We start from the raw sequence: 24,546 nt of genomic DNA, 5'->3' as shown, positions 1-24,546 counted from the left end.
CTTAACAACGGCGGGCGCGCAGTTGATCGCCACCTTTGCTTCCGCTGCCAGATCAGGCTTCCGTTGCTCCATCAGAACGGGTTGATATAGTTGGTGATCGCGATCTGGCGCAAAAGCACCCGGCGGATCACATGCGCCGCCTTTACCCGGTCGGTGAATACAGCGGCAACCCCTGCCGCGCCCGCGGGCAGCCTTGCGGCAAAGGCCTCGTCATCCAGCCTGATCCGCACGATGAAGGGTGCGGCCGATACCGCCTCCGGCGCCACCGCCGTGCCGGAGACGCGCGCCTGCCCGGAGGCGATCGCCTGCAGTCAGAGGAACGGGAAGGTCGCAACGCCGAGTTTGCCGACTGACCGTTAGCTGGCATCGGAGGGCGGCGGGCGAGCTTTTGCCCGCTTGTCCTGCTCGCTGGCCCGCCCCCTCATCGCCCTGGTGATCTTGATCAAAGTCAAGGAAATCCCCGCAGCGCCGTGCGATTGTTTCCGTGCAGTAGCTCAGTCTTTCGCGAAGCGGCCGTGCCGCACGGAGGGGAAAGCGATGAGAAACAAGTCTGCCAAATTGATCCTTGCAAGCATTCTGAGCCTTGGCCCGGCGCTCCCGGCAGCCGCACAGGAACACGGCGACATCGGCACGCCGGACGCCGCCAGGGCCGAAAAGGCTTTTGCCGCCAAGCCGCTCTATTCGCCCTACGCAGGCCGCAATTTTCCGACCCGCCCCCTGTTCGGCGACACGCATCTTCACACCGGAGCCTCATTCGACGCCGGCGCGTTCGGGGCGCGGCTGACGCCGCGCGACGCCTATCGCTTCGCCCGCGGCGAAGAGGTCATGGCGTCGAGCGGCCAGCCCGCCAAGCTGTCGCGCCCGCTCGACTTCCTGGTGGTCTCCGACCACTCCGACAACATGGGCATGTTTCCGGACCTCTTCGCCGGCAAGCCGGAGGTTATCTCCGATCCGCAGGCCAAGACCTGGTACGACATGATCAAGTCGGGTCAGGGCGGCAAGGCGGCGATGGAAATCATCGTCGGGTTCAGCGAGGGCACCTTGCCGCAGTCGATGATCTACGGGCCCGACACCCGCCCCTACAAGAACGCCTGGCAGGACACGATCAAGGCGGCCGAGGAATATAACGAGCCCGGCCGCTTCACCGCCTTCATCGGCTACGAATGGACATCGAACACAGCGGGCAACAACCTGCACCGCAACGTCATCTTCCGCGACAATGCCGACAAGGCGAACGAGGTCTTGCCCTACACGACGCTGAAGCCGCTCGGCAGCGACAATCCGCGCGACCTGTGGAAGTGGATGCAGGCCTACGAGGACAAGACCGGTGGCAGTGTGCTGGCGATCGCCCACAACGGCAACCTGTCCAACGGGCGCATGTTCCCGATGATCGAATCCTTCACCGGCAAGCCGGTGGACAAGGACTATGTCGAGCAACGCGCCCGCTGGGAACGGCTCTATGAGACAACCCAGACCAAGGGCACCGGCGAGGCGCACCCGGCGCTCGCGCCCAATGACGAGTTCGCAAACTTCGAGATCTGGGACTTCGGCAACCTCGATGCCAGCGAGCGCAAGACGCCGGACATGCTCGAATTCGAATATGCGCGCTCGGCGTTCAAGAACGGCCTCAAGCTCGAGGCTCAACTCGGCACCAATCCCTACAAGTTTGGGCTGGTGGGCAGCTCGGACTCGCATACCGGTCTGTCGGCCATGGAGGAAGAGAACTTCTTCGGCAAGACGACCCCCCAGGAACCGAGCCCGGAACGACTGACTGCAACCTTCGTCAAGAACCCTAAGACCAACATAACGGTGATGGACTGGGAGGTCGGGGCGTCTGGCTACGCAGCCGTCTGGGCGGTGGAAAACACCCGCGAGTCAATCTGGGACGCCATGCAGCGCAAGGAGACCTATGCGACAACAGGGCCGCGCATGCTCGTGCGCTTCTTCGGCGGCTGGGATTTCGAACCGGCCGATGCCGAAGGCCGCAATCCCGGCGCCATCGGCTATGCCAAGGGCGTGCCCATGGGTGGCGATCTGACGGCGGCGCCTGAGGGCAAGGCACCGACATTTCTCGTTGCCGCGCTCAGGGACCCGATCGGCGCCAATCTCGATCATTACCAGGTCGTCAAGGGCTGGCTTGACGACAAGGGCGAGACGCACGAACAGGTCTACGATGTCGCCTGGGGCGGAGACCGCAAGCCGGGCACGGACAGCAAAGTGCCGTCTGTCGGCGATACGGTCGACATCGAGAACGCCACATGGACCAACACCATCGGCGCGCCCGAGCTGATCGCGGTCTGGAAGGACCCGGAGTTCGACCCGAAGCAGAAGGCATTCTACTACGGCCGCGTCATTGAGATCCCGACGCCCCGGTGGACGGCCTATGACGCCAAGCGTTTCGGGACGAGGCCGCTGGAAGGCACGCGCATGACCGTGACCGAGCGCGCCTACACCTCTCCGATCTGGTACACGCCATAATCCGGGAGATGGATGACCGCATGCGGGCGGACGCACGAAGACCATGCGCCCGCCGCCCTCCGTCAAGCGAGCGAGCACGGCCATGCTGAAACGCATCTTACGAGAGCCGCTGGTCCATTTCCTGGCACTCGCACTTTTGATTTTCGCCGCGCACGGCCTTCTGCGCACCGGCGCCGATGCGCCGGAAAAAATCGTCGTCAGTGCGTCGAAGATCGAGCAGATGGCAACGGTCTTCACCAAGACCTGGCAGCGCTCGCCGACGGCGGACGAGCTGAAAGGCATGATTGACGACTATGTGAAGGAAGAAATTCTGGTCCGCCAGGCGCTGGAACTCGGGCTCGACCGGGACGACACGGTCGTGCGCCGCCGCCTGCGGCAGAAAATGGAGTTTCTGAACGCCGCCGACGCCGTCCCCGTGACGGTCACCGATCCGGAACTGGAAGCCTATCTCGAGGCCAATCCGGCAACCTTCGCCAGCGATGCGAAGCTGGCATTCGAGCAGGTGTTTCTCAATCCCGCCCGGCACGGCGACACGATTGCTGAGGACGCCGCCGCCTTGCTCGCGGAGCTCCGCAGCAACGACATGGCCGACCCTGCTTCGCTTGGCGATGCGTCCCTGCTTCCCGCGGCAGTTCTGCTCACAAGCAAGGCGGCGATCGACCAGACCTTCGGCGGCGACCTTGCGGACGGGCTCGAAAAGGCTCCGCTCGGTCAGTGGACGGGGCCGATCGCCAGCAGCTTCGGCCTCCATCTGGTCCGGGTGTCCGAGCATGCGCCGGGCCGGGTGCCGCAACTCAAGGACGTCCGCGACGAAGTGGCAAGGGAGTGGGAAAACGCCAAGCGTGCCCAACTTGAGCAGCAACGCTTCGGTGAATTGCTCGCTCGCTACCAGGTGAGCGTCGAAGCCGCCACCGCTGCAGGAGACAACTGATGAGACCGCTTGGCGCGCTTCTCGCCTTGCCGATCCTCCTGCTGCTCGGCGCTTCCGCTATCGCTCATGAGGTTCGGCCGGCATATCTCGACATACGCGAAACGGCGCACGACACCTTCGCCGTTCTCTGGAAGGTGCCGGCGCAGGGCAGGATGCGGCTGGCGCTCGACGCGCATCTGCCAAAACAGTGCATCGAAAGGGCCACGCCGATCCGGTGGTTCGAAGGCAGCGCCTATCTGGAGCGGTGGACCGTCGACTGCGCGGGGGGATTGCGGAATGGCACGATCGTCATCGACGGGCTCAAGGCCACGCTGACCGAAGCACTGGTGCGCATCGAATACGAGAATGGCGGCACCGAGGTTGGGCGCCTCATGCCCGAGGCGCCCACCTTCACTGCGGCCGGCACCCAGCCCAGTCTTGAAGTGGCGCGGACCTATTTCCTGCTCGGCGTCGAGCACATACTCCTGGGTTTCGATCATCTGATCTTCGTGCTCGCGCTCATGTTGCTGATCCATGACCGCTGGATGCTGTTCAAGACGATCACGGCCTTCACCGTCGCCCACAGCATCACGCTCGCCGGAGCATCGCTCGGCTATTTCAGTCTTCCCCAGAAGCCGGTCGAAGCAACGATCGCCCTCAGCATTGCCTTCGTCGCAAGCGAACTGCTCAAGGCCAGACCGAACGAAGCGCGCCTGTCGGAAACCTATCCCTGGGTCGTCGCCTTCGCCTTCGGCCTGCTGCACGGTTTCGGCTTCTCCGGCGCGCTGAAGGAGATCGGATTACCGCAGTCGGATGTGCCGCTGAGCCTCTTGACCTTCAACCTCGGCGTCGAGGCGGGACAGATCATCTTCGTTGCCGCGGCTCTGGCGGTTGCCTGGGCGGGGCGCGCGGTGGTTGGTTACCACGCCGCCTTCGCGCGCCGGGCAATCGCCTACGGCATCGGCACCAGCGCGATGCTCTGGTTCATTCCCAGGATCGCCAGCCTGGCAGCCTGAAGCGCGGCGCTCTTGCGCGACATGCAGCCAAGCAAAGTTCTACAGCGACCTTTGCGCGTCTGATAAGACGCGCGGCGCCGTAGAGCCCGGCAATCGAGTTGAGCCGTCCGCACCACCCCATGAACACCGACATCTGCCCGAAGGGCCGCTCGCCTCACCCCGCCTGCTGCGCCCCATGCGCGTGGATCACCGCATCGGCCTCCTTGCCGTAGAGCTCCTCGAAATGGTCGAAGCTCTTGGAAAAGTAGCCGATCCCCTGCGTGGCCGCCCGCAGTGCCCGGGCGAGATCGTCCAGCGCCGATCCGGGCACCAGTGCGCGAAAGATGTCCCAGCCCTTGGCGGTCTCGTCGCGGTCGAAGCCGAGCACCTGGCCCTTGTAGGTGGAGACAATCGGCACCAGGCTGCCGGAATAGATCGAGGGGATGTGGATCTCGATGCGGATGACCGGCTGCATCAGCACGGCGGAGGCCTGCGACAGCGCCTGGCGCACGCCCATCTTGGCCGCCGCCCGAAAGGCGAAGTCGTTGCTGTCGACCGAATGGTGCTGGCCGTCGGTCAAGGTCACGCCGACATCGATCACCTGAAAGCCGAGCGGGCCTTTCTCCATCGCCTCCCGCGCCCCGGCCTCGATCGCCGGGATGAAGTTGCGCGGCACCGCCCCGCCCTTCACCGTCTCGGCAAAGGAGAAGCCGGTGCCGCGCTCGTTCGGGTGCACGCTGAGCTTGACGTCGGCAAATTGCCCGGCGCCACCCGTCTGCTTGCGGTGGCGATAATGCACGTCGGAGGGTTTCAGCACCGTCTCGCGATAGGTCGGGCTCGGTGGCTTGTCGGTGACGCCGACGTGGAAGACGTCGGCGAGCGTCTTGCAGAGATCGCGCAGGTGCATCGGCCCCTGCACGCAGACGAGCTGGGCGCCGGTTCCCTCCTCCTGCATGACCGCAAGCCCGCGGTCGGTCTCGGCGAGCTTGGCGAGCGTGCCGGAAAGCTTGGTCTCGTCGCGCTCGCTGTCCGGCACCAGGATGCGCTCCAGCATCGGCGTCGGCGGCACCGTCCAGTCCGGCGCCTCGGCCGTGCTATTGCCGGCAAGCAGCGCCGGCACCGGCAGATGCTCGGATTTGACCGCCGCGATGATCGCGCCCGCCTCCGGCGTGGCGTTTGGCAGCGGTTTTCCGGTCACCGGGTCCTGCAGCGAGCCGAGGCTGCCGCCGCCGAGCGTTGCGCCCTGCTTGATCCCCGATGTCAGCGCCCGCACCAGCACGGTCTTGCCGACATTGGCGCGGTGGTAGGCATGGAAGCTGACAGCCGAAAGGGCGGTTTCGGCAATCGAGCCGGCCGCCGCCAGACGGTTTCGAAGCGCATCCACAGCGGGCGCCTCATGGCGCAGCGCCTTCATCAGCCGCATGATGCCATTGGCATGGCTTGCCGAGCCGACCAGCACCGGGATGATCCGGTTTTCCTTCAAGAGCCGCGTGGAGATCGCGTAGATCGTGTCGCTTGCCGGCGCCCGATCTTCGATCAGCTCCTCGAGCAGCCAGTCGTCGAACTCGGAGAAATGTTCCAGCAGTTCGGTGCGCGCCTCCTTCTCGCGCTCCATCACCGTATCGGGGATCTCGATCAGCGCCGAGGTCTGGCCTTCGCGGTAGCGCCAGGCGCGCTCGGAGATCAGGTCGCAGGTGCCGACGATCTTGTCGCCTTCGCGGATCGGCACCTGCCGCAAGAGCAGCATGTGGCCGGAATAGTCCTGGAGGGCGGCGATCACGTCGCGCAGCCGCGCCCGCGGCTCGTCCATGCGGTTGATGAAGAGAATGCAGGGAGTGCCCGAGGCCTCGATCACCTTGAGATAGGGCGCGGCCAGCACCGCCTCCTCCGGCGCCGGCGAGACGCAGAGCACGCAGGCATCGCTGGCAATCAGCGCATGCTGCGCGTGGCCAAGCGCCTCGGTACCGCCGGGAGCATCGAGCGCGCACCAGGGTTCGCCGCCAAACTCGAATTCCGTGAGGTTCAGTCCATAGGGCGAAACAGCTTTTCTGGAGGCCCCCTCCAGACCGGCCAGCTTTTCTGCCAGCGTGGTTTTTCCGGTCTGTGAGGGCCCAAGTACCGTGAAGCAGCGCATCGGCGATCCTCCCCTGTCGCGTTTGCCAGAAGGCGCCGAGCGTTGCGACGCCCTTACTCTATTAATTCTAGGGCAGCTTTTGCGCTTTCAATGGCTATGCGCAAATTCGGCACAGTTCCGGTGCCCGCTGCGTCGACAATCGGCGTCGCCGGATGCCCATAATCTGATTGTCAATTTAAACCGGTTGTGAAATTATATCATTGTCGAGATCGACAATCGAAAGCGCGGCGCTAGTTCTATCGAAGCGCCATCCATTCATTGGAACCGTCCGAGCCGGAGACCGTCCGCATGTCCCTCACGCTTTACCAGCATCCGCTTGCGTCCTTCTGCCATAAGGTGCTGATCGCGCTTTACGAGAACGATACCCCCTTCAAGAGCAGCCTTGTCGATCTGCTCGATCCTGAGGAAGCGGCCCGCTTTGCAGCACTCTGGCCGGTAGGCAAGATGCCGGTTCTGACCGACAGCGCCCGTAATGTCGTGATGCCCGAAACCTCCATCATCATCGAATATCTCGACCGCCACTATCCCGGCCGCCAGCGGCTGATCCCCGACGATCAGGATACGGCCCTCAAGGCGCGCCTCTGGGATCGCTTCTTCGATCTCTACATCCATGTGCCGATGCAGAAGATCGTCACCGATACGCTGCGTGCATCAGGCGAAAACGACCATCGCGGCGTCACCGACGCCCGCGCTTCCCTTGCCGTTGCCTATGGCATGGCCGACAAGCATTTCACTGAGAACACCTTCGCCGCCGGCGATGCCTTCAGCCTTGCCGATTGCGCGGCCACGCCTGCGCTCTTCTATGGCGGCATCGTCGAGCCCTTCGATGAGAAATACCCGCATCTCGCAGCCTATTTCGAGCGCCTGCTTGAGCGCGCCTCCGTGCGCCGCGTGCTCACCGAAGCGCGGCCTTATTTCCATATGTTTCCCTACCGGAACCTGATGCCCGAGCGGTTTTTCGAGATGTGAGCCAAGCGCCAGAAATAAAAGGGAATACAGAAAGATCGGCCGCATTCGTGAATCGGAATGGCAAGACGCACTGTGACGCCGTCGACCGCTCCGTTCGCCGCCAAATCCAGACGAAGTCTGCCCCTCTTCTCGGGTTTAACCCGACGACTAGCCCTCTCCCCGCTCGCGGGGCGAGGGAACGTGCCCCTTCGCAGCGTTGTCGAGCGGAGCCGTTGTTGTCAGAGAAAAATCGAAGATGCTTGTCGCTGAGACGAGCGGTTGCCACGTGTCCCTTCTCTCCGCCTGCGGGGAGAAGGTGCCGGCAGGCGGATGAGGGCCCCCCTCACCGCGCGGATGAGGGGCAACCTGCGGAGAGCGGAGCCTACTTCACCTGCGCCGGCGGCGTGCCGATCGGGAAGGCGACGGTTACGAAGCCGGCGGTACCCTCCGGCCGGTTCTTGGCGCCGAATTCCTGGAAAATCTTCAGCGTCAGAGAGACCGGCGTCTCGGCCATCTTGAAATTGTAGCCCATGGTGCCGCCGATTGCGGCGATACGGCCCTTGAAGTCGCCGAGGCTTGCACCGGGACCGCTGTCGCCCGTCACCTGCTGGTAGAAGTAGCCCGCCACGCCGGCGGAGAATTCCTGGCCGAAGTGCCTGGTAACCGCCCATTCCGCGTGGAATTCCGTACCCGTGCGATAGTCCGTCGCCGGGTTCTCGCCGTTGAAGGTGAAGCCCGCGGCACCCGAAAGGTCGAAACCGGCTTCCGGGTTGAACCAGGTGCCGGCAAGGGTGAAGTCGCCTGCCCAGCGATTGAAGGAGAGATTGGCGAGCTCGCCTTTCTGGTAGTCGCCGATCGGCACGTTGAGGCTGGCGTTCGCCGTCCAGTGGAAATCGCCTTCGTGCCAGCCGAGCACGACGCCAACCACCGGGTCGCCGATGGTGAAGATCGAGTCGCTTGCGGAGGCCGAACGGCCGGCCCTCGGCGCTGACAGCGTTGCATCGATGTCGGGGCCGCCGAAAGGCACGATCGCGGTAAAGCCGAGATTGCCGCCTTGCACCTCCTCGGGCATGACCCAGAGGCCGGTGCCGAAGACGCCGATCAGGGTCGCGTCGACTTCGCCGACGATCTGGCCGCCGAGCGGAAGCTGCTTTCACCGACATAGAAATAGGTGTCGTTCTGAAAGTAGGTTCCGGGCGGTGCGAGAAGGCCGGCCATCGGGCCACGGGCACCGAGCAGATAGAAGCCGGCACCGTTTTCAGCCGCGTTCTCCGTCGAAGGCGCGACCACGCAACACAGGCCGGCAGCGATTGCCGATGCGGACAGCAAACTCTTGGCAACGCTCATCGAGTGACCCCCCTCATCTCTCGGCAGAGACGATACCATCTTGACGTGTCCTAGCCAGCCCGAAAGCATCTCGCGCAAAAGTGCGCAGCGGTTTGCGATCACGAGATGCGAAATATCAAGAACTTAAAGCGCAAGGAGCGAACCTGAAGGATCGCGGCGCGCTTCAGGAAAAAGGAGCCTCAAGGACCGCAACATCCGATTGCAGGACGGTGCAGGCATACACACCTTGCCCGCCCGGCACAGGCCGCTACCTTACCGCCTGTCGCCTTCGGTTTGTTCCACAACGGAGGCTTGCGTTTTCGTTGCTTTCCCAGCGCATCAGCAAAGGATCCGAGACCATGGAATACCGGCTGCTCGGCCGCTCCGGCCTGAAAATCTCTGTTATCACCATGGGCACGATGACGATTGGCGGCCGCGGCAAGTTCGCCGAGGTCGGCAATGTCGGCCTCAAGGACGCCCGCCGCTATGTCGATCTCTGCCTCGACGCCGGCGTCAACCTGATCGACACCGCCGATATCTATTCGACCGGCTACTCAGAGGAGATCATCGGCGAGGTGCTTGGCGGCAAGCGCAAGAACGGCGTGCTGGTCGCCACCAAGGCACGCTTCTCCATGGGGCCCGGACCGAACGACGGCGGGCTCTCGCGCCACCACCTGATCGCCGCCTGCGAGGCGAGCCTGAAGCGGCTGAAGACCGACGTCATCGATCTCTACCAGGTGCATGAATGGGACGGCCAGACGCCACTCGAAGAAACGATGGAAGCGCTCGACAGCCTCGTCCGAAGCGGCAAGGTCCGCTACATCGGCTGCTCCAACTATTCCGGCTGGCACATCATGAAGGCGCTCGGCATCAGCGCGCGCGAGGGCCGGCAGCGCTTCGTCAGCCAGCAGATCCACTATACGCTGGAAGCCCGCGAGGCCGAATACGAACTGATGCCGATCTCGATCGATCAGGGGCTCGGCGTGCTCGTCTGGAGCCCGCTTGCAGGCGGCCTGCTCTCGGGCAAGCACCGGCGGGGCGAGACATCAGAGGGAACGCGCCAGCTCGCCGGCTGGAACGAGCCGCCGATCCGCGACGAGGAGCGGCTGTGGAAGATCGTCGACATGCTGGTGGCGATATCAAGCGAGCGCGGCGTCTCGCCGGCGCAGGTGGCACTCGCCTGGCTGATCGGCCGCAAGGGCGTCACGTCCGTCATCATCGGCGGCCGCACGGAAGCACAGTTCAACGACAACCTCGCCGCCGCCGGCCTGAAGCTTTCCGACGAGGAAAAGGAACTGCTCGACGCCGTCAGCCTGCCGCCGGTGATCTACCCCTACTGGCACCAGCTCCGGAGCGCCAAGGACCGGCTCGGCGAAGCCGATTTCTCGCTGCTGGGGCCGCATTTGTAGAGGAAGGTGCCCTATCCGGCTCGCCAACGCCTCTTCAGCATCATGGAGCAAGTGCCACAAGATTCCGATGAAGGCCGACGCGATCTCGTGAGGAAAACCGACCTTCCTTCTCCATTGGACGGCAACAGACCTTTCCAGTGACCGCTTCGCGGATCCTGTTCCTGCTGAAGGCGGTACCTCGTGAAGCGTCGCTATATGGCCGTCTCAGTGGTATCATGAACCAGCACGGTCGCGGTGTCGGGCAGCCGGATGGTGCATGTCGCGTCAATTGCCTGGCTTCATCCGGCGGATCTCCTGAGGGGGAGACAGCCATGGCAACTGCAAGAGCAGAGCGGCGGCTGGCCGCGATCCTGGCCGCTGATGTCGTCGGCTATTCCCACCTCGTCGAACATGACGAGGCCGGGACGGTGTCGGCCCTCAAGGTTCTGCGCCGGGAGGTGATCGATCCGCTGCTGGCCGACCATCAGGGCCGTATTGTCAAGCTGATGGGCGACGGTGCGCTCGTGGAGTTCGGCTCGGTCGTCGATGCCGTCGCGTGCGCGGTCGCCATCCAGAAGGGGGTTGCCGAGAACCAGGCCGATATCCCGACGGAGCGACGCATCATCTTCCGGATCGGCGTCAATCTCGGTGATGTGATCCATGAGGTTGATGGGGATCTCTACGGCGATGGCGTCAACATCGCGGCCCGCCTCCAGACCTTGGCGGATCCAGGCGGCATTTGCATTTCCGGCACGGCGTACGATCACCTCCCGGGCAAGCTTGACTGCGGCTACGAGTACCTCGGCGAACGCGCGCTCAAGAACATGGAGCGGCCGGTGCGATTGTACCGCCCCCTTCTGGAAAGGACGACCGCAGGAACGGTATCGCCCAGGCCCGCACTTCCGGATCGACCATCCATTGCCGTGCTGCCGTTCAACGTCATGAGCGCCGACCCGGAGCAGGACTTCTTCAGCGATGGACTCACCGAGGACATCACCACCGCGCTATCCAAGCTCAAGGGCTTCTTCGTGATCGCCCGCAACACGATGTTCACCTACAAGGGAAAGCCCGTGGATGTGCGCGCCATCGGGCGCGAACTCGGGATCCGCTATATTCTCGAGGGGAGTGTGCGCAAATCCGGCAACCGGGTGAGGGTGACCGCGCAGCTCATCGATGCGGCCTCCGAAGTCCAACTCTGGGCCGAGAGGTACGACGGCGACCTCGGCGACATCTTCGTTATTCAGGACGAAATCACCGCAAGCGTCGTCGGCCGCATCGGGCCGGAACTCCTGGCGGCAGAGCATGCCCGCGAAAGCCCCAAGCCGCATCATGGCCTTGATGCTTGGGAATGTGTCGTGCGGGCGGTGTTCCTGTGTTCCCAGTTGTCTGAGGAGAGCAGCGGCAAGATGCTCCCCCTGCTCGATCGGGCAATCGGACTGGCTCCCGGTTATGCCCAGGCGCTCGCGATGAAAGGTTGGATTACCGTGTGGCGCGCGTTCCAGGGATGGGAGGACATGGGATACGCCCTGGCCCTTGCCAGGGATTTCGTCCAACAAGCCATTGCCGCGGACGATAAGGAACAGTGGACTTACCTTGCGCAGGCGATGATAGCCTTTGCGACGCGTGACAATGTCCTGGCGATGGCAGCGATCAGCCAGGCTGTCGCGATCAACCCCAACTCCGCGTTTGCACACGGCCAGTTGGGGCTTGCGCATGCCAACGGGGGCCGCGCGGCGGACGCCATTCCTTGCATCGACTACGCCCTCAGACTGAGCCCCCGCGAGGCTTTTCTCGGCGACTTTCAGTTTTACTACGCCATGGCTTATTTCCAGGGCGCGAATTACGAACTTGGATTGAGTTACGCACGGGAGGCGCATCGCTTGCGGTCCGGCCACGCGGTTCCGCTGATCATCGGCACGGCCTGTGCCGGACTTCTGGACAACCAGGAGGCTGCCACGGACTTGCTCGGACGGCTCAAGTCGCTAGTCCCTGACATCTCACGGGACGCCGTCGCAGCAACATCTTCTTTCGTTCGCGCCGAGGATCGGGCGCGTCTGATCGAGGGACTTGCCCGTGCCGGCCTGAATTGACGGGTTGGATCGACCTCGAGAACCGATCGCTCCCCATCAGAGGCACGCACGCAGGAAAATTCCGATCCAGCCGGAGCCTCGGCGGTGATGTCTCTCCGGCAGCACCCCGCACAGCAAACGTCGCCATCGCCCCTTGACTTCTCGCCCAGCATCGCCATTTCATATCATATGATACACGAAGTCGCGGCATAGGAGACAAAAATGGCCAGCGCTCAACCGGCTTTCGCCCCCGATCGGCAAGCGGCCCGGCAGGAAGAGGCGGTTATCGTCAAGGCCGTGGTCAAAGCCTGCGACCTCTGGAACCTCACCAACAGGGAGGCAGCCCAGCTGTTCGATGTGCCGATCGCCACCTGGAACCGCATGAAGGCGGGTGACTTCAAGGGCAGGCTCGACCAGGACAAGCGCATGCGCGCGAGCCTGATCGTCGGCATATTCAAGGGGCTGCGGCTCTTCTTCAACGGCCCACTCACCTATCAATGGCCGAAGGCGGTCAATACCGGCCCGCTCTTCAATGGCCACTCGCCCGTCGATCTGATGATCGAGGGCGGCATTCCGGTGATGCTGAAGGTACGGCGCTATCTCGATGGCCTGCGCGGCGGCCTATGATATCAGAGATCGACTTCAACGAGCCGGCGACCGTCCGGCTGATCTCGACCGCCTATATTGACGAGCCCGCCGTCAAGCCGCTCGCCGACGATGACGACGAGATCGAGATCCTCAATCGGCTGGAGGCGATGACCTCGGCGCGCCTCAGCCCCCTCGCCTTGCCTGTCGGCGTCGATCCGGCCGAACTGCTGAACGAGACCTTCGGCTACGGCTGGTCGCTGATCAATGCCGCCTTCTGCCATGCGCGCCCGCCGGGCAACCGCTTCAACGGCGAGGAGCGCGGCGCCTGGTATTGCGCCTTCGGCCCGCGCGCGCTTCAAACCTGTCAGGCGGAAATCGTCTATCACCGCACCCGGGCGCTCGGCGAAGCCGGCAGCTTTCACGACATCGGCCGCTACCGCGAGCTGATCGCCGGCTTCACCTGCCGCTTTCATGATGCGCGCGGAGAAAAGGGAGCCGCCTATCTCGATCCCGATACCACGGTCGCCTACCCCGCCGGCCAGGCGCTCGCCGCCACGATTCTGGCGGAAGGCGGCAACGGCCTGATCTACCCGTCTGCCCGCGACCCCGAGGGCGAATGCCTCGCCGTCTTCCGCCCCGCCGTCATCCAGAACATCCGCCAGGGCCGCACCATCACCTTCGCATGGACCGGCGCGCCCGAGCCGCGCATTCTGGACGAAGACTGATCCTCAGGAGCCGACGTAAGTGCCGAGAGCGGCCCCGCAATGTTCCCGCAATGCGCCTCCCCGACAAGGGCTCGCCTTTCCGGATTCCCGCGCTAGACTTGCCGGGGGCCGGATGCGGCCTGAACAGAAACAACTTATAAATCAAATTATTACCGACGCCTTTTCCCGGCGGAACACGCGCCACGCATCCGTCAAGAACTGCCCCTCACCCTCACCCTCTCCCCGCAGGCGGGGAGAGGGAAAACGGTAAGCGTCCCGCCTCGCCGTAGCCCGTTGAAGGCTGCGACGAGACAGGATCGGCGCGACCTGCAAACGCTAGAGATGGACACAGGCAAGCGCCACAGCGTCCCGTCTCCCCGCAGGCGGGAGACGGTGCCGGCAGGCGGATGAGGGGCAATCCTCACCGTGCGGATGAGGGCAAATCCCTCACCGCGCGGATGAGGGGCACGCGGCAACCGCCTCGCTCCACGCGGGCCCGGCGTCAACCATGAGGAAACGAATGACGATAACGCTTCTACCCGTCGATGCCGTCGATCCCGACGTCATCCGAAAACTGGACGTGCATGAAAGCCAGATGGATTTCATCGCCAGCAACGAGGAGTCGCTGGAAGAACTCGCCGAACGCCCCGAATGCGTCGGCTTTGCCGTGATGATCGAAGGCGCCCCCATCGGCTTCGCCATGTATGCGCTCGATCCGGATGACGGCAACCACTGGATCTACCGCCTGATGATCGACGCCCGCCACCAGGGCAAGGGCTACGGTGCCAAGGCGCTTGCCGCCCTGCTGGAACATATGGCCGGCATCCCCGAATGCGGCAACATCTATCTCGGCGTCTACCCGGAAAACACCCGCGCCCACGCCCTTTATCACCGCTTCGGTTTCCGCGAGACCGGCATGATGCTCGGCGAGGAGAAGGTGATGCGGCTGGATCGCCCATCGAAATAGCCCCCGGGGCATCGTCCCGCTCGGCAGCGGATGGGATCATCGCGATCCCATCCGCATTCACATGGCCTGCCCCGCGACGCGTTATGACGCGACTGAGGCCGCCACCGGTTTCGTCAGGCGCAGGCCGAGAACCAGCAGCCCGCCCAACGCATAAACGACGACGACCGACAGCCAGATCGCGCCCGGCCATTGCGCGCGAACGACGAAGTAGATGCTCGAAAACGCGAGCGGACTGATGATCGATGCAAGGCTCACGGCCGAGGCCAGCACGCCCTGGAACTGGCCCTGCTGGTTCTCGTCGACCTGCCGGGTCGCGAGCGATTGCAGCGCCGGCACGCCGATGCCGCCGAGCGCAAAGACCGGCATGATCGCGAAGATCATCCAGCCCTCGGTCGCGAAGGCCATGACGGTCAGGGCAAGGCAGACGCCGGCGACGCCCACCAGAATGGCGCCGCGCTCGCCGAAGCGTCTTACGGCAGGTCCCGGGAGAACCGCCTGGGCAAACGTCTGGCAGACGCCAAAGGCGCCGAGCGATAGGCCGATCCAGAGCCCGTTCCCCTGGAACGTCTCGCTGCCCCAGAGCGCCCAGCAGGTGCCATAGGCCTCTCCCGTGGCGCTGAAGATCAGGAAGAGAAAGACGATCGGCAGCACGCTCTTCACCGAGAACACCCAGCGCAGCGGCCGAAGCGGGTTGAGCGCGGCAAGGTCGATCCTCTCGCGGCTCGGTGCGCGCGACTCCGGCAGCACGAAGTACGCCAGAGCCAAATTGCAGCCGTTCAGGACCGCCGCGGCGACGAAGGGCAAACGCAGCCAGTGGTCGCCGAGCACGCCGCCGAGAACCGGGCCGATGATGAAGCCGATGCCGAACATGGCGTTGAACAGGCCGAAGCGCTGCGCACGCTTGTCCTCGGGCGTGATGTCGGTGAGGTAGGCGGTTGCGACCGACATGTTGGCGCTCGTCAGCCCGGCGATCGCACGGCCCGCAAAGAGCATCCAGAGATTGGGCGCAAAGGCGAGGAACAGATAGTTGACCGCAGCACCCGCGAGCGAGATCAAGAGCACGGGCCGGCGGCCCAGCCGATCGCTGAGCGCACCCAGCACCGGCGCGCAGATGAACTGCATGACCGCGTAGAGCGCGGTCATCGTGCCGATATAGGGCGCCACGTTGTCGGCATGGATCACGTCCTTCAGCAGCGAAGGCAGGATGGGAAAGATGAGGCCGATGCCCACGGCATCGAGCACAATGGCAGTAAAAATGACGATGAGGGATTTCTTCATGATGCGTTCCGATCAACGCAAGCACGCCCACGCCAAGAGGCGCCGATGCCTTGCGATTGGGTGACCTGACGATGCAGGCGATAGGTTTTGGGAAACGCTGGCCGATCCGTGCTCAAACGGCAGGGATGGCGTGTGCTTGACTGCCTGGACGTGGATTCGTCCACCTGTTTACTCCGCCACTGAGCGGATCAAGGGAAGCAGTCGCTTTTCGCGATGGCATGCAATTAACACCGGATGGCGGGACGCGGCAAGCCCCACGTTTTTGCGGAAGCAGAAGCGCGCCGCGCTCAGCACCGGCAAATGGTCAACAGGGCCTTTTTCGACTACAGTTGCGGCAGAAACCACGACATTCGTCAGAGCGGACAAGTCCTTGAGCCCGGCCCGACTGTGGCCTCCCTTTCGGTGGCCGCGGAACTCGGGACGGAGCGCCCGCTTTCCGATGCAGAATTCGTGAGTGGAGCGCAGCGATGGAACAGAACTCCGAGATCGGCCCGGCCGAAGCTGACGACTTTCCTGCCATTCGATCCTTGTGCAACGGCTTCCTCGACTGGTGCCGATCGCGCTATGGCGAAAACGCCTGGTTCGTCGACCGGTACTACACGCCGGAACAATGGGCCGCACTCCTGGACAGCCTGCCGAAAATCCATTCGGCTCCAGATGGGGAGATTCTTGTTGCCCGCCTGAACGGAAAGGTGATCGGCTGTGTGATGATGCAGCGGATCGACGAACGTACATGCGAGATGAAGCGAATGTTCATCAGCCCGGAGGGCCGAGGCTTGGGGCTGGGCCGCCGTCTCGCCGAGGCCCTCGTGCGCGTGGCTGCCGAGCGGGGCTATGCCGCCATGCGGCTGGATACCGGCCGCAACCACGATGAGGCGTTGAGCCTCTACCGCTCCCTGGGATTCCAGGAGATCGCACCCTACTACAAAGCACCTCCCGAACTGCGCAACCATCTCATCTTCATGGAAGCCCCTCTGGCCGGGTAGTCGCATCCCCCCTCGCGATGTGTCTTCGCAGTGGCAGAGCAAGGTTGCAGAACAGTGTCGAAGCCTGCCTCATCGAGCCATGTTGAGCTCGGAGACCGGCATGGAGATGGTGCAGCGCAGGCCATCCGGCCCAAGGGCGAAGCTCGTTCTCGCCTCAAGCTGGTAGGGCAGCGCCCGCTCGATCAGTTCGCGCCCGTGCCCGATGCCCTCGCCGGCACCGGTTGCCGGCGGCATGCGCACGCCGCTTTCGTGCCAGTCGATGTGAAGCCAGAGCTTTTGATCCTGCCCGGCCTCGACATGCCAGCGAACGGAAAGTGCTGCACCGGCCTGACCCAAGGCACCGTACTTGACGGCATTATTGGCCAGTTCATGAAGGGCCATGGTCAGCGTTTGCACCGTCGACGAACGCAGCTTCACGCCGCTGGGACCGTCCAGCCGCACACGCCCCATATCCGCATCCACCGCCGCCAGTTCTGCCCGGAGCAGCTCATCGAAGGTGACCCGCTGCTGGTTGGCCAGGCGCGACAACAGGCCCTGGACCCTGGCCAGCGCCGACAGGCGGCTGCGAAAATGCGCGCTGAAATCCGGCAGGTCCTTGGCTCTGCGGGCGGTGGTTTCGGCAACGGCCCGCACGACCGCCATGAGGTTTCGGGTGCGATGCTGCAGCTCGGCAACCAGCGCCTTCTGGCGGTCTTCCCATTGCCGCCGCTCGGTGGTGTCGGTCATCGCGCCCACCATGCGGATCGCCTGCCCGCCTTGATCGTAGAAGAAACGGCCGCGGCCGTGCAGCCAGCGAACGGCGCCATTCGGATGCAGGGTGCGAAACTCCGTGACGAACTCTGTGCGGGCCTCCCGCGCGTGCTGCAGCAAGGCCTCGGTCTCCGCCCGGTCATCCGGGTGGATGCGCGCGGACCAGTTTTCATAGCTGGGCGTCACCTCGTCCACCCCGTAACCCAGCATGCGAAAATACTCGTCGCTCCAATGCACCTCTCCGGTTAGGACATTCCAGTCCCAGAGCCCCAGACCGCCGACCTCCACCGCCGTCCGCAACCGTTCCTCGCTCGCCCGAAGCGCCGTCTCCGTCTTCTCGCGCTCGATCAGGTCGGCCGCCTGTCGTGCCAGCACGTCGAGGAGACGCAGTTCCCGCTCCTTCGGTCGGTGCACATGCGCCCAATGGGTCGACAACATCCCGATGAGCGTTCCGACGCGGGAATGGAGCGGCGTGGTCTGCACGGCGCGGATCCCGCTCTGCCGGTAATGGGCCAGATCCGCCGTACCCTGCATGAACGCAGCGGTTTCGACATCCGAAACGACGACGCGCCGCCCGGTGCGCAGGGCGAGCGCGCAGGTGGAAGCCCGGTCCATGCTGACCCAATGCCAGAATTGCGCGGCCTCGTCGCTGAAGCCGCGATGGGAAAGCAGGCGTAGCTCTCCAGCGGCGCCCCGGTCGGCATCCAGCATCTGCAGGCTGGCGAATTGCGAGCGCATGATGGCGGCCGCACCATCCAAAATGGTCTCGTAGACGGCCTGCGGTCGCCCGTCCTTGATCAGTTCGAGGCTGATGGCCTGCAGCCGTTCACTGTCCTCAAGCTCGCCCTTCATCTGTTCCCGGCTTTGATCGTGCGCGATGGTCATCGAGGCGCTCCCTTCCCGACGAGACACCCAAGGGCGCAGCGGCAGCCGTGCAAAGGACGTTGTCGCGCAAATCCGCGCCAACTGCTGGCAGCTTGCTCCGGGCCTACCCCTATCGCCTCAGTGCAATCTCCCTCCGTGGGCTCCCTCCAGTTGCAACGGTGCGCCGGATCAGTGCGCCGCCAGCACCCTCGCCTCCACCGGCTGGTCGATGCCCTTCAGGACAAGCAGCCGGGTTCCGGCGCCCATCGTGAGCGCTGCCGCCTCAGCGGCGGTCTCGGTCGAGATCAGGATCTCGCCCGCCTCGGCCTGGGATTCGAGCCTTGAGGCCAGGTTGACCGTGCCGCCGATCGCGGTGAAATCGCTGCGGAAGCTCGAGAACTCGCCGATCTCGACCTCGCCCGAGTGAATGCCGACACCGACGCCGAGCGTCTCTCCCTTGAGGTCGTCGAACTGCAGGCTGCCAAGTGCCGCCGCGCAGAGCCGCTGGATGTCCCTCCCGGCCAGGATCGCGGCTTCCGCGTGATCTTTCCTGATAATGGGAAAATTGAAGATCGCCATCAGCCCGTCGCCCATCTGCTTGTTGACGATGCCGTCATGCGCCCAGATCGCCTGGGCGCAGCGGTCCTGAAACAGGCTGACGATTTCGCTGAGCCGGACACGCTCGATGCGCTCGGACAAATGGGTGAAGCCGCGGATGTCGGCAAAAAGAATGGTCGCGCTTGCCGCAACGTGACTCTGCTTCTTGACGTAACGGAAGGAGCGTTCGCAGATCGTGCAGATGTTCGGGTTCATCTTGCTGCGGGTGATGCCGAAGGCACGAAACGGCAGCGCCAGCGGCCCGCGAATGGGGATCGGCATGTGCATCTGGTCCCAGCATCCGCGGCAGATCCTGGCGTCGCCGCGATGGGCCGGCTGCATGGTAGAGGCTTCGGTCATGGTCTGCGTCTCCGGCTCACATGGCCAAAGTGGCGTAGACGGAGCTTCTGCCATTTGTCGCGCTTTAGCAACGGCTGGAATAATACAAGGCGCCTGCCGTACGGCCCGGCCGTTACTCGGCAAACAGGTTCGCGGCCATGAAGTCGACGAAGGCACGGACCTTTGGCGAGAGATATCGATTGGTCGGCCACAGCACGCGGAATGTGCCCGTTTCGCGAAGGCAATCCTCCAGCAGCGATACCAGCTTGCCTTCCGCCAGTTCCGACGACACGGCGAACGGCGGCAGACAGGTGATGCCGAAGGATCGCTCCGCCAGGAAGATCAAGGGCTCGAGTGTGCTCGCAACCGTGGTCACGGGTAGATCGAGCTTGACCTCGTGCCCGTCACGAAAGAGCGGCCAGGGTTCGAGGCGGCCGGAGTTCGCGTACCGGTGATGGAGGCAGCGATGCCCGAGCAGGTCTTCCGGCACCTTCGGCCGACCGTGCGCGGCGAGATACTCCGGCGCCGCGACGATCCTGTGCCGGAACGTCCCGAGCTTGCGGCTCATGAGGCGCGTATCCTTGACCTCTCCTGTTCGGATGACGGCATCGAAGCCCTCCTCGATGACGTCGACCAGCCGATCGGTGAAATCGAGGTCGAGGTTGATCAATGGGTAGGCTCGCATGAAATCCGATATGGTCGGGATCAGGAGCATGCCGGCCAAAGGCAGGCTGACACGAAGCTGCCCGCGCGGCGTCGCGTGCGACCGCGACAGCTGCGCCTGGGCTGCCTCGAATTCGGATTGGATGCGGCGACAGGTGTCGAGAAAGAAGCTCCCGTCCTCGGTCAGCGCCATGCTTCTCGTCGACCGATTGAAGAGACGCACGCCCATCTCGTCTTCGAGCCGCGCGATGGCCTTGCCGACCGCAGAACCCGAAAGGCCGAGCCGATGGCCGGCGGCCACGAAGCTGCCTGCCTCTGCGACCTGAATGAAAATGCTGAGCGTTCCGAGCTTGTCCATCGTCTGCCGATTGCGGAATTAATTTCCGAAGTGATGAGAATACCCGCTCGTTTATCCGCTATTTCTCCGTCGATATCCAGATGTCGTCGCGGTCGATGCGCTGCGACGTTCAAATGGAGAGCCCCATGAATACGAGCCTTACCCCCACTTTCTCAGCTTCCCCCGCTCCGACGACCTTTGTCGTCAACGTCATCCACGCTCACCCCGGCAAGCAGGAGGAAGCCTTCGCGATCATCCAGGACGTCGTGCACTACGTCGCCGAACGGAAGGAAGGGTTCCTGTGGAGCACTTTGGCGAAGAGCACGGACGGACAGACGGTCGTCAATGTCGAGGCAATCCAGGGAACCGGAAATGTCGGTGAGTTCTTCTCCGACCCGGTGTTCGTGGAGAAGTTCCGGAAGCTGGACGAGGTCTCCCGGAGCGAGTTTCACACCTACTCGGTCGGCGATCTCGTCCTGCCGAAGCGCGTATCCGTGGCCTGATCGCTGCTGCATGTTTCCCTTAGCCGTACCCGGTTAAAGGACAAAAACATGCAGCAATTCAAAGTGCTATAGCGCCTCTATCATCCCGCCTTCTTCACCGGCGGGATGACCCAGGAGCCGTCGAGAATGGAGGGCGGGCTGTCGTCGGGCCAGTAGAGCCGCATCATCAGGATGAACTTGCCCTTCGGCGCGGGCAGCCAGTTGTTCTCCTTGTCAGCTCCGGGCGTTTCGTTCTGGATGTAGATCTCCGTCGACCCGTCGGCATTGGCCTTGGGGCTGACGCGTGCGCTGATCGAATAGCGATTGATCGGATTGTCGACGAAGAAGTAGTCCTCGTCATACATGGTGATCGACCAGAAACCGCGCACCGGCGGCAATTGCCCCTTCGCGAAGGTGATGACGTACTTGTTCGCGCCGTGGTAGGCGCGAGAGAAGAGGCCGTCCTTGGATTTCAGCGACGTCGGATAGATCGCATCCTGCGGACGATTGGCGCCGAGACCGATCGCCGTGATCAGTGCACGCTGCAGATAGCCCGTGCCGTAGATACCGGTCTTGGTGGTAAAGCCCCAGCCATTGATGTCCTGGACGTCGCCATCGCTGAACTTGAAATGCAGCATGATGCGATGGAACGCCATGGCGGGAATGCGCGAGATGAAAGCGGCATCCAGCTTGCTCTTGTCGAAATCCTTGCCGGGCACGATGCCGATTTCGGCGAACTTGGCGATCGCTTCCGCATCCGCAGCCGTCGGCGGATTGGTCTTCATCAGTTCGCAGAGCAATGTGAAGTACTCGACCGCGTCCATGCGGCTGACCTGTTCGCGCACCGCCGTCTTCATGTCGATGGTCGGGTCGATCTTGCCCGCCGGCGGCGTCCAGTCCTTGCCGTAGGCGCTGAGCGGCGAAAGCTTGCACTGATCCTGCAGCGCGTGAACCGCCGCATAGTCCTCGGGCGAGCCGTCGCAATAGATGCGGCCCAGGATCCAGACGATGCTCGTTGCCGACCTGTATTCGGTCACGCCATCGGGAATGGTGCCCTGCCAGCCGGGCCCGGTGATCGCATAGGACTGCGCCCCGTCGCCGGTCGTCCGCTTGCCCGGCACCTGAAACACCGTCGTCCAGCCGTCGAGCATCGGAAACAGGAAGTAGCGATCCTTCATGTCCGGGATCGACAATACCCAGGGCTCCTTGCCCACGTCGACGAAGGCCGTCGTATAAAGCGTATCGGCGTTCGGCGCGGTCACATCCTTGAAGGAAGCGTTCGGATATTCGCGCAGCTTGATGATGTGGCCCATCGGCCCCTTGCTGCCCTCAGGCTGCGCCACATTGGTGACGACCCGACGGGTCATTTCCGTCGTCACCAGCGGATAGCCATAGATATAGGCTTCCACCGCCAACCAGAATTCGTCAGCCGCCTCGACCGGATCGATAAGCGGAGATTCCAGAGCATTCGCGGGTAAAGTTGAAACCGTTGCGAGCAGACCAGCGCCTCCCAAAGCGACGGCACGACGTGTCATTTCCATGTTCGCCTCCCTCTTGCCCTCATGGCGCGGGAAGGTTAGCACACGCTAAATAATACTACTAGGCATTGTATCCGTGTGAATTTCACGCGAGCTAGCGGCATTTGCTGCGATCAGCTGCCCCGACTCGCGGGGCAGCACGAGATGCGACTGCCAAGCAGCCGATCAGAACGACAGGCGGTTGCTGGACCAGACCGGGCCGAGGCGCTCTTCTTCCTTAAGCGTCGCGGAACCGTAGGAGAAGCGCAGGCCCCCGAAGATGGTGCTGGTGTCACCGGAGACCGAGGCGCTCAGCCCCGACAGCTCCTCGTTGGTGTATTTGTAGCCGGCAAAGAGCGTGACCGGGAAAGCGTCCAGCCGGTAGTTGGCCGTCAGCTTCAGGCTGCGCAGATCGTAATCCAGGTCGTTTTCGCTCATGCGATGAAGCGAACCGTCGACGTCGAAGCGCAGGTTGTCGGTCGCGTAAATGCGGGCACCGAGCGAGCCCATATAATGATCGGCGTCGATGTCGTCGAAGTCTTCCACGCTCGCCTGGCCGTAGCCGACCGCGCCATGCAGCGTCCAGGTATCGAGGAAATAGGCCGCTTCAAGGCCACCCATGTAATCGTTGAGGTCGACGCCAATGCCCGGGTCGAGGCGTGCGCCTTGCACAAAGACGCCTGCCGCATAGAGATCGTTGCGGTAGTAGCCGTGCAGCGCACCGTCATAGCTGTTGGTATCGACGTCTTCATAGGACGCGCGCGTGTAGCCGAGATCGACCTGCAGGTTCAGGCCGGCACCGGCATCGAAGTTCACGGCGCCGCGCAGGTCCCATGCATCCGTATCGATATCACCGGGTGTATCGACGCCGGCGCCATAGGAGCCCTCGATATAGCCGACGATGCCGCCGGATGCTTGCTCCACCGGCACTTCATAGGCGTCCTGCGTCCCGACCAGCGGACCGTCGATATCGGCAGCGGCCGCGAACTGAACACTTGATAAAAGAAAAATGACGAAACCGCTCGCCCTGACCATTGCCCCACTCCGGTTGAAACCCCTGAGAATAGGTAAGCAAATATGGTTAATACAATCTCTACGGGAAACCGACGGAGCGGACCGCTAACGGCGACACGGTTCGGACACTGTGGTAGCCGCTCATCCGGCATGCGGGCTGCTTTCTTCCCGCTCACCGCCCAACACTTGCGGCTGCCCCTCATCCGCCCGGTGAGGGCTTGCCCCTCATCCGGCCTGCCGGCCACCTTCTCCCGGCGCGCGGGGAGAAGGGCACGCGTGGCGCCCGCTCGCCTCGACAACAAGCGCCACAGTTTCACTCCGGGCTAATTGGTTTGCCCCCGACTAAACCCCGTTTGACCCTGACTGCGGCCGCGTTCGAAAACGCCGCAAACCGGACTCGTCCCCTCTCCCCGCTTGGCGGGGAGAGGGTTAGTCCTCGGGTTAAACCCGAGGAGAGGGGCAAGCCCACCCTTAACCGTCAGCAGAGTGACGTCCCTACTGCTTGGCGATCTTCTCGCGCAGGCGCTCGTCCTGCGCGGCGATCTCCGGCGTCACCGCGTCGCCGAAATCCTCCATCTCGAAGACCGGGCGAATTTCGATTTCGCTCGGGCCCGGCATCGGGTTCGGGCAGCGCTTGACCCAGGCGATCGCCTCGTCCATGTCCTTGACGGTCCAGATCCAGAAGCCGGCGACCAGTTCCTTGGTCTCGGCGAAGGGACCGTCGATGACCAGTCGATTGGGCCCGTCGAAGGCGACGCGGGCGCCCTTGGTGGAAGGATGCAAGCCTTCGCCCGCCTGCATGATGCCGGCATTGACCAGTTCCTCATTGTACTTGCCCATGGCTTCGAGAAGCTCGGTCGTCGGCATCTTGCCCGCTTCGCTGTCCTCGGTCGCCTTTACAAAAACCACTACGCGCATTGTCCAATCTCCTCTGTCACGCCGTCCCGGTCGTTGCGACCCCTGGGGTATCGGCGCGGTGAAACCCAAGTAGTGAGAGCGGGTTGCAGGCGAAAGACCCGCACGGACTTTTTTCCTATCCCGCTCCGTTGGAGGAAGCCGAATGGGCCTCCCTGGCTAAATGACGAACGGGAAACGACGGTGCCGACATCGGTGGCGAATTTTTTCAGGAAAATGATGGTGTGGAGGGAGGCGAACGGAAAGCCAAGGCCAGCCAGTCCATTGCTGCCCGTCCTCGTAGGCTCCGAAGGCTCG

The 24,546-nt window shown here is 63.4% G+C and carries 21 protein-coding genes and 1 pseudogene; 11 read left to right on the top strand and 11 right to left on the bottom strand.

Annotated elements, in window-relative coordinates; all coding sequences use genetic code 11:
* Positions 1-71 precede the first annotated feature (71 nt).
* Positions 72-311 (bottom strand): annotated as a pseudogene (locus AC3WWH_RS26790) (efflux transporter periplasmic adaptor subunit); the annotation flags it as partial.
* 226 nt (positions 312-537) lie between these two features.
* Between AC3WWH_RS26790 and AC3WWH_RS26785 the strand changes: the two are divergent.
* The 3 genes from AC3WWH_RS26785 (at position 538) to AC3WWH_RS26775 (ending at position 4,404) form a co-directional block, all read left to right on the top strand.
* Positions 538-2,478, top strand: a complete 1,941-nt coding sequence (locus AC3WWH_RS26785; RefSeq protein ID WP_492377328.1) for a DUF3604 domain-containing protein — start codon at positions 538-540, stop codon at positions 2,476-2,478.
* A gap of 82 nt (positions 2,479-2,560) precedes the next feature.
* Positions 2,561-3,409, top strand: coding sequence for a peptidyl-prolyl cis-trans isomerase (locus AC3WWH_RS26780; protein WP_058324850.1), 849 nt, complete (start codon positions 2,561-2,563; stop codon positions 3,407-3,409).
* Positions 3,409-4,404 (top strand): HupE/UreJ family protein, encoded by a 996-nt coding sequence (locus AC3WWH_RS26775; protein WP_112994453.1) that lies wholly within the window; start codon positions 3,409-3,411, stop codon positions 4,402-4,404. The genes AC3WWH_RS26780 and AC3WWH_RS26775 overlap by 1 nt, the downstream gene beginning before the upstream one ends.
* A gap of 154 nt (positions 4,405-4,558) precedes the next feature.
* On the opposite strand, the gene AC3WWH_RS26770 is transcribed toward AC3WWH_RS26775, so the two are convergent.
* A complete protein-coding gene (locus AC3WWH_RS26770; protein WP_058322433.1) occupies positions 4,559-6,517 on the bottom strand; it encodes an elongation factor G in 1,959 nt (652 codons plus the stop codon).
* 288 nt (positions 6,518-6,805) lie between these two features.
* Here AC3WWH_RS26770 and AC3WWH_RS26765 point away from each other — a divergent pair, with 288 nt between their 5' ends.
* Positions 6,806-7,486: a glutathione S-transferase family protein gene (locus AC3WWH_RS26765; RefSeq protein ID WP_057253852.1), complete on the top strand. Its 681-nt coding sequence runs from the start codon at positions 6,806-6,808 to the stop codon at positions 7,484-7,486.
* Between the two features lie 361 nt (positions 7,487-7,847).
* Here the strand turns inward: AC3WWH_RS26765 and AC3WWH_RS26760 are convergent, their stop codons facing one another.
* Both AC3WWH_RS26760 and AC3WWH_RS26755 read right to left on the bottom strand, forming a co-directional pair.
* Positions 7,848-8,567, bottom strand: coding sequence for a SphA family protein (locus AC3WWH_RS26760; RefSeq protein WP_245299139.1), 720 nt, complete (start codon positions 8,565-8,567; stop codon positions 7,848-7,850).
* Positions 8,567-8,812, bottom strand: a complete 246-nt coding sequence (locus tag AC3WWH_RS26755; protein WP_197417334.1) for a hypothetical protein — start codon at positions 8,810-8,812, stop codon at positions 8,567-8,569. Before AC3WWH_RS26755 ends, AC3WWH_RS26760 begins: the two co-directional genes overlap by 1 nt.
* Positions 8,813-9,150: 338 nt before the next feature.
* Here AC3WWH_RS26755 and AC3WWH_RS26750 point away from each other — a divergent pair, with 338 nt between their 5' ends.
* From AC3WWH_RS26750 to AC3WWH_RS26730, 5 genes are all read left to right on the top strand, one after another.
* A complete protein-coding gene (locus AC3WWH_RS26750) occupies positions 9,151-10,200 on the top strand; it encodes an aldo/keto reductase (RefSeq protein ID WP_058322439.1) in 1,050 nt (349 codons plus the stop codon).
* 311 nt (positions 10,201-10,511) lie between these two features.
* On the top strand, positions 10,512-12,269 hold the full coding sequence (locus AC3WWH_RS26745; RefSeq protein WP_058322432.1) for an adenylate/guanylate cyclase domain-containing protein: 1,758 nt from the start codon (positions 10,512-10,514) through the stop codon (positions 12,267-12,269).
* Positions 12,270-12,470: 201 nt separating this feature from the next.
* Positions 12,471-12,875 carry an antitoxin Xre-like helix-turn-helix domain-containing protein gene (locus AC3WWH_RS26740; protein ID WP_058322431.1) on the top strand — a complete coding sequence of 135 codons (405 nt, stop codon included), beginning with the start codon at positions 12,471-12,473 and terminating at the stop codon, positions 12,873-12,875.
* Complete coding sequence (locus tag AC3WWH_RS26735) at positions 12,872-13,561, top strand: RES family NAD+ phosphorylase (RefSeq protein ID WP_058322430.1); 690 nt, start codon at positions 12,872-12,874, stop codon at positions 13,559-13,561. The genes AC3WWH_RS26740 and AC3WWH_RS26735 overlap by 4 nt, the downstream gene beginning before the upstream one ends.
* Before the next feature lie 499 nt (positions 13,562-14,060).
* Entirely contained in the window at positions 14,061-14,507 is a 447-nt protein-coding gene (locus AC3WWH_RS26730; protein WP_063891480.1) for a GNAT family N-acetyltransferase, read from the top strand.
* An 81-nt stretch (positions 14,508-14,588) separates the two neighbouring features.
* Here the strand turns inward: AC3WWH_RS26730 and AC3WWH_RS26725 are convergent, their stop codons facing one another.
* On the bottom strand, positions 14,589-15,785 hold the full coding sequence (locus tag AC3WWH_RS26725) for a TCR/Tet family MFS transporter (protein WP_058322428.1): 1,197 nt from the start codon (positions 15,783-15,785) through the stop codon (positions 14,589-14,591).
* A 467-nt stretch (positions 15,786-16,252) separates the two neighbouring features.
* Between AC3WWH_RS26725 and AC3WWH_RS26720 the strand changes: the two genes are divergently transcribed.
* Positions 16,253-16,771, top strand: a complete 519-nt coding sequence (locus AC3WWH_RS26720) for a GNAT family N-acetyltransferase (RefSeq protein ID WP_058322427.1) — start codon at positions 16,253-16,255, stop codon at positions 16,769-16,771.
* A gap of 69 nt (positions 16,772-16,840) precedes the next feature.
* On the opposite strand, the gene AC3WWH_RS26715 is transcribed toward AC3WWH_RS26720, so the two are convergent.
* From AC3WWH_RS26715 to AC3WWH_RS26705, 3 genes are all read right to left on the bottom strand, one after another.
* Positions 16,841-18,406, bottom strand: coding sequence for a sensor histidine kinase (locus AC3WWH_RS26715; protein WP_058322426.1), 1,566 nt, complete (start codon positions 18,404-18,406; stop codon positions 16,841-16,843).
* Between the two features lie 168 nt (positions 18,407-18,574).
* The gene (locus tag AC3WWH_RS26710; protein ID WP_058322425.1) at positions 18,575-19,342 is read right to left on the bottom strand and encodes an adenylate/guanylate cyclase domain-containing protein; all 768 of its coding nucleotides are present in this window, start codon (positions 19,340-19,342) and stop codon (positions 18,575-18,577) included.
* A gap of 112 nt (positions 19,343-19,454) precedes the next feature.
* The gene (locus tag AC3WWH_RS26705) at positions 19,455-20,342 is read right to left on the bottom strand and encodes a LysR family transcriptional regulator (protein WP_058322424.1); all 888 of its coding nucleotides are present in this window, start codon (positions 20,340-20,342) and stop codon (positions 19,455-19,457) included.
* A 125-nt stretch (positions 20,343-20,467) separates the two neighbouring features.
* Here AC3WWH_RS26705 and AC3WWH_RS26700 point away from each other — a divergent pair, with 125 nt between their 5' ends.
* Entirely contained in the window at positions 20,468-20,824 is a 357-nt protein-coding gene (locus tag AC3WWH_RS26700) for an antibiotic biosynthesis monooxygenase (protein WP_057253833.1), read from the top strand.
* A gap of 80 nt (positions 20,825-20,904) precedes the next feature.
* Here AC3WWH_RS26700 and AC3WWH_RS26695 read toward each other — a convergent pair whose 3' ends face one another.
* The 3 genes from AC3WWH_RS26695 to AC3WWH_RS26685 form a co-directional block, all read right to left on the bottom strand.
* Complete coding sequence (locus AC3WWH_RS26695; RefSeq protein WP_058322423.1) at positions 20,905-22,344, bottom strand: DUF1254 domain-containing protein; 1,440 nt, start codon at positions 22,342-22,344, stop codon at positions 20,905-20,907.
* A gap of 162 nt (positions 22,345-22,506) precedes the next feature.
* The gene (locus tag AC3WWH_RS26690) at positions 22,507-23,355 is read right to left on the bottom strand and encodes a hypothetical protein (protein ID WP_058322422.1); all 849 of its coding nucleotides are present in this window, start codon (positions 23,353-23,355) and stop codon (positions 22,507-22,509) included.
* 474 nt (positions 23,356-23,829) lie between these two features.
* Positions 23,830-24,252: a YciI family protein gene (locus tag AC3WWH_RS26685; RefSeq protein ID WP_058322421.1), complete on the bottom strand. Its 423-nt coding sequence runs from the start codon at positions 24,250-24,252 to the stop codon at positions 23,830-23,832.
* Positions 24,253-24,546 lie beyond the last annotated feature (294 nt).

This window comes from Ensifer sp. EB106-03-01-XG145, from assembly GCF_058792075.1.
Note: the sequence above shows the minus strand (reverse complement) of the source record. Positions and strands in the feature narration are given on the sequence as shown.